This window comes from Candidatus Poribacteria bacterium, assembly GCA_021295755.1.
Taxonomy (GTDB): domain Bacteria; phylum Poribacteria; class WGA-4E; order WGA-4E; family PCPOR2b; genus PCPOR2b.
This window is the reverse complement of record JAGWBT010000125.1, coordinates 5,438-10,941: the sequence shown is the minus strand read 5'-3', so window position 1 is coordinate 10,941 and position 5,504 is coordinate 5,438. Positions and strand designations below refer to the sequence as shown.

The 5,504-nt window shown below is 49.8% G+C and carries 6 protein-coding genes and 1 pseudogene; 2 read left to right on the top strand and 5 right to left on the bottom strand.

Going from position 1 to position 5,504, the window contains the following annotated elements; genetic code table 11:
- Both priA and J4G02_17050 read left to right on the top strand, forming a co-directional pair.
- Positions 1 to 812: primosomal protein N' (priA, locus tag J4G02_17055; GenBank protein ID MCE2396259.1), on the top strand; the 812-nt coding region annotated here is incomplete at its 5' end.
- A gap of 142 nt (positions 813 to 954) precedes the next feature.
- A pseudogene (locus J4G02_17050) lies at positions 955 to 1,245 on the top strand (efflux RND transporter permease subunit).
- Between the two features lie 26 nt (positions 1,246 to 1,271).
- Here the strand turns inward: J4G02_17050 and J4G02_17045 are convergent.
- The 5 genes from J4G02_17045 to J4G02_17025 all read right to left on the bottom strand — a co-directional run bounded on the left by J4G02_17045 (position 1,272) and on the right by J4G02_17025 (position 5,418).
- The gene (locus J4G02_17045; GenBank protein MCE2396258.1) at positions 1,272 to 2,420 is read right to left on the bottom strand and encodes a putative porin; all 1,149 of its coding nucleotides are present in this window, start codon (positions 2,418 to 2,420) and stop codon (positions 1,272 to 1,274) included.
- Between the two features lie 79 nt (positions 2,421 to 2,499).
- Complete coding sequence (locus J4G02_17040; GenBank protein MCE2396257.1) at positions 2,500 to 3,312, bottom strand: sugar phosphate isomerase/epimerase; 813 nt, start codon at positions 3,310 to 3,312, stop codon at positions 2,500 to 2,502.
- 13 nt (positions 3,313 to 3,325) lie between these two features.
- Positions 3,326 to 4,132, bottom strand: a complete 807-nt coding sequence (locus J4G02_17035; protein ID MCE2396256.1) for a sugar phosphate isomerase/epimerase — start codon at positions 4,130 to 4,132, stop codon at positions 3,326 to 3,328.
- 349 nt (positions 4,133 to 4,481) lie between these two features.
- On the bottom strand, positions 4,482 to 4,829 hold the full coding sequence (locus tag J4G02_17030; protein MCE2396255.1) for a hypothetical protein: 348 nt from the start codon (positions 4,827 to 4,829) through the stop codon (positions 4,482 to 4,484).
- Between the two features lie 178 nt (positions 4,830 to 5,007).
- Positions 5,008 to 5,418, bottom strand: coding sequence for a hypothetical protein (locus J4G02_17025; GenBank protein MCE2396254.1), 411 nt, complete (start codon positions 5,416 to 5,418; stop codon positions 5,008 to 5,010).
- Positions 5,419 to 5,504 lie beyond the last annotated feature (86 nt).

The window sequence follows — 5,504 nt, the reverse complement described above, 5'->3', positions numbered from 1 at the left end:
TGGGGTGTCGGCACTGCGGTTATGAACGCCCAACGCCCCAAGTTTGTCCAGAATGTGGCAGCGTGTACATCCGCTATTTTGGACTTGGCACCGAGCAGGTTGAGCAGGAGGTGGGCAAGGCATTCCCCAAAGCGAAGGTCAAGCGGATGGACGCCGATTCGACGGCACGCAAAAATGCCCACCAGCAGATCTTGGACGTTTTCAAGAGTGGGGAAATTGATATTTTGGTGGGAACGCAGATGATTGCGAAAGGGTTAGATTTTCCAAATGTGACCCTTGTGGGTGTGATTTCTGCCGATACCGCACTCAATCTGCCAGATTTTCGTGCCGGTGAACGGTCGTTTAATTTGCTGACACAGGTGGCCGGACGATCTGGTCGTAGCGAAGCGGGCGGTAACGTCATTATTCAGACCTATATGCCGGAACACTACAGCATCCAAGCGGCACAGGGGCATGACTATCTCCGTTTCTATCGTGAAGAGATCGGTTATCGGGAGGCGCTGCTTTACCCGCCATTGAGCCATGCTGCAACCATTCTGCTCCGTGGGGAGGTTGAGGCGGAGGTAATCCAAGCCTCCAATAATCTGCTTGATCAACTCGAAACCTTCAAGGGGGATTGCTTCCCTACAGTTGAGATTCGGGGGCCCGTTCCCGCACCGCTTGCCAAGATCAGAAATAAATTTCGGTGGCATTTTCTGTTGCGATCCGAGGATGTGGAGGAGCTGCGTGAACTGATTCAGTGTGCGATTACCGCGACATCGCCGACGAATATCGATCTGATTGTGGATATTGATCCGATAAGTGTGTTGTAAGGCAGATGGTTCATTGACACAAATCTGTCGATTTTGGAAAATCGACCTACGGTAGGACAACCCAAGTGCTTTCATACCGATCTATCGGGGGTTGCCCCTACGGATTTGTGAAATTTCAAATGATATTGCGCCCTGAAATCGTAACGTGGTGCTTGGTATTACTTATCTTAACCGTCTTGTCCGCGACGGCATATCAATGGAGGGGGCATGTCAACGACTCAGACCTGTATTGATGACTGCGACTACCACCGCGCTAGGACTGATTCCGCTGTTGATTTCACAGGGCACTGGCAGCGAGGTACAGCGCCCGTTGGCGACGGTGGTCATCGGCGGGTTGGTCACATCAACCATTTTGACACTGTTGGTGATTCCCGCGCTTTATAAGTGGTTTTCGGTTCGGATTGAGTCGAACGGAGGGGGCGCAGCCAATTAGGGAAAAGGCAAGACGGTCACAATGTCCTAGAATTTCACCTTGAGTTGTAACCTCGTTTTATGTTGGGACGAGTTCGCGCCAGATGCGATGATATTCTTGGCGATGAAATATAGCACTTCTATGCTGATATTCTTTTCTAGTGGCAAGACGAATTTCAGTTCATGTCCGTGCGCATTTGGATTAAATATATCGGCGTTGTTATAGTTGGATATCATTGATTCACGTTCAACCCAAACATAGTGGTAAAGTGTACGCAGTTGACCTAGCCTAGGTATGGGTCCCACCCCAATTTCCGCCCAGTACGCTTTATCGTTGGCATCCGCTAGCAGGTTTTGTGCATAAGCACCGAGCAGCCATAGAGGCGCGGAGGCGATCGCAAATTCGTACTTTGCAAGCCCCTCAACTGTCCTGAATCCAGATAGATAGGAGGATATCCCTGTCCCCGCACCGATCCGTGTGTTTGTATCCCCACCGCCTAGCCTGCCCTCTTCAACCGCTTGGGCGATATTGTCTTCGTTCCGATATTCGTAAAGGGTCGCGCCGAAAGATAAGCCTTTGAAATGGAATCCCTCGACAAACAACTGTCCCGCAAAAAGGTTGGTATCGGGGCTGCTTTTAATTTCGTCTAGAACGAACTGTCCGAGATTTAACTGTACCTGATCGATAAAACCGACGTCCTTCACCCGGAACTGCTGTGCCGCTCCTTCCAACTGCACGTCGTTGTGGAAGGCCAACTCAACATGTTCAAACGGATTCGGGAACTTGCCCACTGTAACCGTCAGCGACTGGCTTGGGACATATCGGAGGAAGAGTCGATCCAGATTGAAGCCTTTCTTTGAGAAATAGTTGTCGAGATCGACGTTGCCTGTGGTGGGATCATCTGTCGCACCGGTGACCATCCTGAAGCCGAGATTGACCTTTGAATGAATCGGGAAGTTTCCGCTCATACGAAGTCTGATGCGATACCGATAGCGGTTCGGCGAACCGTCCCGAAAGATACCTTCTTGGCGAAATCGGGCATCGGCGGAGAAGAATGCACCCCAAAGCTGTTTTGCCAGTTGAGCGGCATCTTTGCCTTCTGGTTCTTTATCTATAGGCGCGTTAGCGGAAGCGACTTGAGGCGAAAGAACGCTAAGAAATAGGATAGCACACAAGTAAATTCTGGCTTTCTCCATTCTGTTGGTTCCTTCGCGTTCCTTGCCTGACCGTTCTAGCCCGTTTGAATTGGTTCATTAATGAACGAATATTGCGGGGTTAGTCCCCGATTGCTTCCCGCATCTTCTCCAATCCGATCCGTGCGACTTCTCGCGGATCTTCTGCCCAATAGCTGGGATTAAACAGCTCTAAGGAGATTACACCCTGATAGTCTGTTTCCTTTAGAACTGCGATCATCTCTTTGAGATCGAGGATACCATCGCCGGGGTAGACGCGATCGGCGTCGGTCTGCTCTGCACGTGGCGGTGAGGCGGGAGCATCATTGAAATGGAACACTGCGATCTTGTCGGCGGGGATTCCGCGCATGTCGTCGGTTTCGCCGCCCCCTCGGTAGATGTGGAATGGATCGAGGACGATGGTGCTGTCGGGGTGGTCGGCAACCTCCATGACTTTCCAAGCGTGCTTGACTTGATTGATGTGGTCTACGAAGCCCAGAAACTCCATCGCAGGTTTGACGCCAAACTTACGCCCCAATTCAAGGAGTTCACGGTAGTTTTGTCCGCCTAGTTCTAGGTCAGCGATTCCACGGGGTGGACTTGCGACGCTGTAGGTTGATCCGACGGCGGCGGCTTGCGCCATGCGTCGCTTCGCTTCTTCGAGCGCCTCTTGATGTTCCGTGCCGGTGGTATCCAACCAACCGTGCAGAGCGATGACGGTTACAACGGGCAGCCCATAGTCGTCGAGGGCACGTTTCACGTCTGCTAGTGAGCCGTTTTGCTCCTCATAGGCGGTGAGGTCATCGTTCCAGAGTTCAATGGCTTCGTAACCTGTTTCGCCGGCAATCCGAATCTTGTCCATTAGGCTTGCCGGGCGGATTGTGCTGGTATTTAGTGCGAGTGTAAATTGGCTCATCCGTTCCCTCCTTTTATTCTCCGTTCTTACCACGTAGGTCGTTGATAAAGCGAACATCAATACGTGCGAGATCAATGACGGTATCGACTGGTTCTCCACTATATTCGCTGTGGAAGCTGACGGGACCGTCGAAGTTCATCTCCGTTAAGGTTCTGACCGCTGTTTCCCAATCGACGAAACCGTGTCCCATTCGGACGACCCGTGTACCACCCCCCGGAGGGCGCATCATATCCTTAAATGACATTACTGCGAGGTAATCTTTCACGATGTCGAGTGCCATGTCGATCGGTTCTCCGACAATCGAGAGGTGCCCCGGATCCGCGAATACGCCGACATGCTGCGGATCGAATCCCTTGACGAGGTTCATCACGGCGGAAGAGTTCAATCCCATCGAGGTTCCCGAATGGTTGTGCAGGCAGGTACGGACCCCGTGTTTCGCAGAGAGGGCTTGGAATCCGTCGAGGGCTGCGCGGATGCGATCGACCAATGCCCAATATCCGCCATCTTCCTTCGACCAGTGCCAATAGCCGACCTTGAGATTGGCGACGCCTGCGTCTCCACATGCTGCATATACCCGTTGCACGTCTGGGTCTTGCGGATCCAGAAAACTGGTAGGTGTCGTTACGAGTGGGATTGACAGTCCTTCATCGGCGAACTGTTTGGCGGCTGCTGGCAATTGTGTGTCGGCGTTTTCGGGATTGACGGGATAGCCGGGACGTACGCACAGGTCTGCGCCTTCCACGCCGACCGATTTCAGGGCGTCCATAATACCTGCGACATCTAAACCTTCTAGATGTTTGGTGAACATGATGTATTTCATCGGGAATGATTCCTTTCTGTAAAGTAGCAGGCATACTCCGTATGCCGTATAGCCCCCACTCTAAAATGGCAACTTAGGTTATCACAAAACCGCAAGAGAGTCAAACGCTTGATCGCGGATCAACAAAAACCTCCCTATGGCTGCAAGCTGTGGGAGATTTTTTGTTGGCTCATTGGTTCATTGAATACGGGTCTGAATCAGGATTTACAGGATTTAAGGATTAACAGGATATAGATGCGTTGGTTCATTCGTTATACTGCACAAGGCTTTGGCTTAAATTGGTTTTATCACGCCAAGAAGAGTAAAAGCAGCATCAATATAACCACAACGAGCGACAGATCATCCTAATTTATGGACCTAACCAAGGTTGTATTTTTTCTTTAACAAACGGTTTGTCCTGCAAGAAGTGGAGAACTGCCATTACAATAATCCCGATAAATAGGAAAATTGCCTCGCCTATATTCCCTGTGGAAACCGCATGAGCCGCCATTAACCCTATAATAACTAAGGGCACAGCGACTCCCACGGGTCTGAGCCAGGCTCGCAATTTTTCGTAAAAAAGTGCGACAATTCCGACTATGATACAGATGATGCCCGTCCGAATTGCACGGTCTGTATCCCCATGGTGGAATTGTACATAAGCAAATAATCCGCCGAAGATAAAGGAAAATATAGCTACAATGTGATGACGTTTCATTGGTTATTCTCCTTTTATCCCTCAACCGAAGAGGTATTTGTAACGGCCTGTATTTGAGCTGATACCATAAAACTATAAGAGGGTAAAATCTTCGCTAAACGAGCAAAAAGAGGAATAGACTTTAATTGCGAAAGCACTATCGGTTTCACTAGTTGAAGGGCTTTAGCTTGGGCTCGTTTCAGCCCCTAAAGAGGAGCAAAAGTGTTATGATGAACATAACAGCCAGTCCAATATATGGAATAGGTCTCAACCAGGGACGTATTTTCTCTTTAATGAAGGATGTGTCTTGAAACAACGTTAGGATTCCCCCTAAAATCAACACGATACTCGCTGTAATTACGCTCATCATATTTCCATCTATGAAATCCCTGTAAGCCATTAACCCTACAAGGATTACGGGTAACGCGATTACCACAGGTCTGAGGCGATCCCGCACTTTTCCGGCATAAAAAAAGACAAAGACTCCAAGTAGGGCGAAGAGAATGCCTGTCCTAATTGCACCACCCATATCGCCATGATGGAATCTGGTATAGGCAAGTAATCCTCCGAAGATTAGACAAAACACGGCTGCGATGTGATGGCGTTTCATTGGTCATTCTCCTTTTGTGTTTTTTAACTCAAGTTACGACTTACCCTATAGTGCTATACATCTGTCAACAGAGTCTACCTATTGCG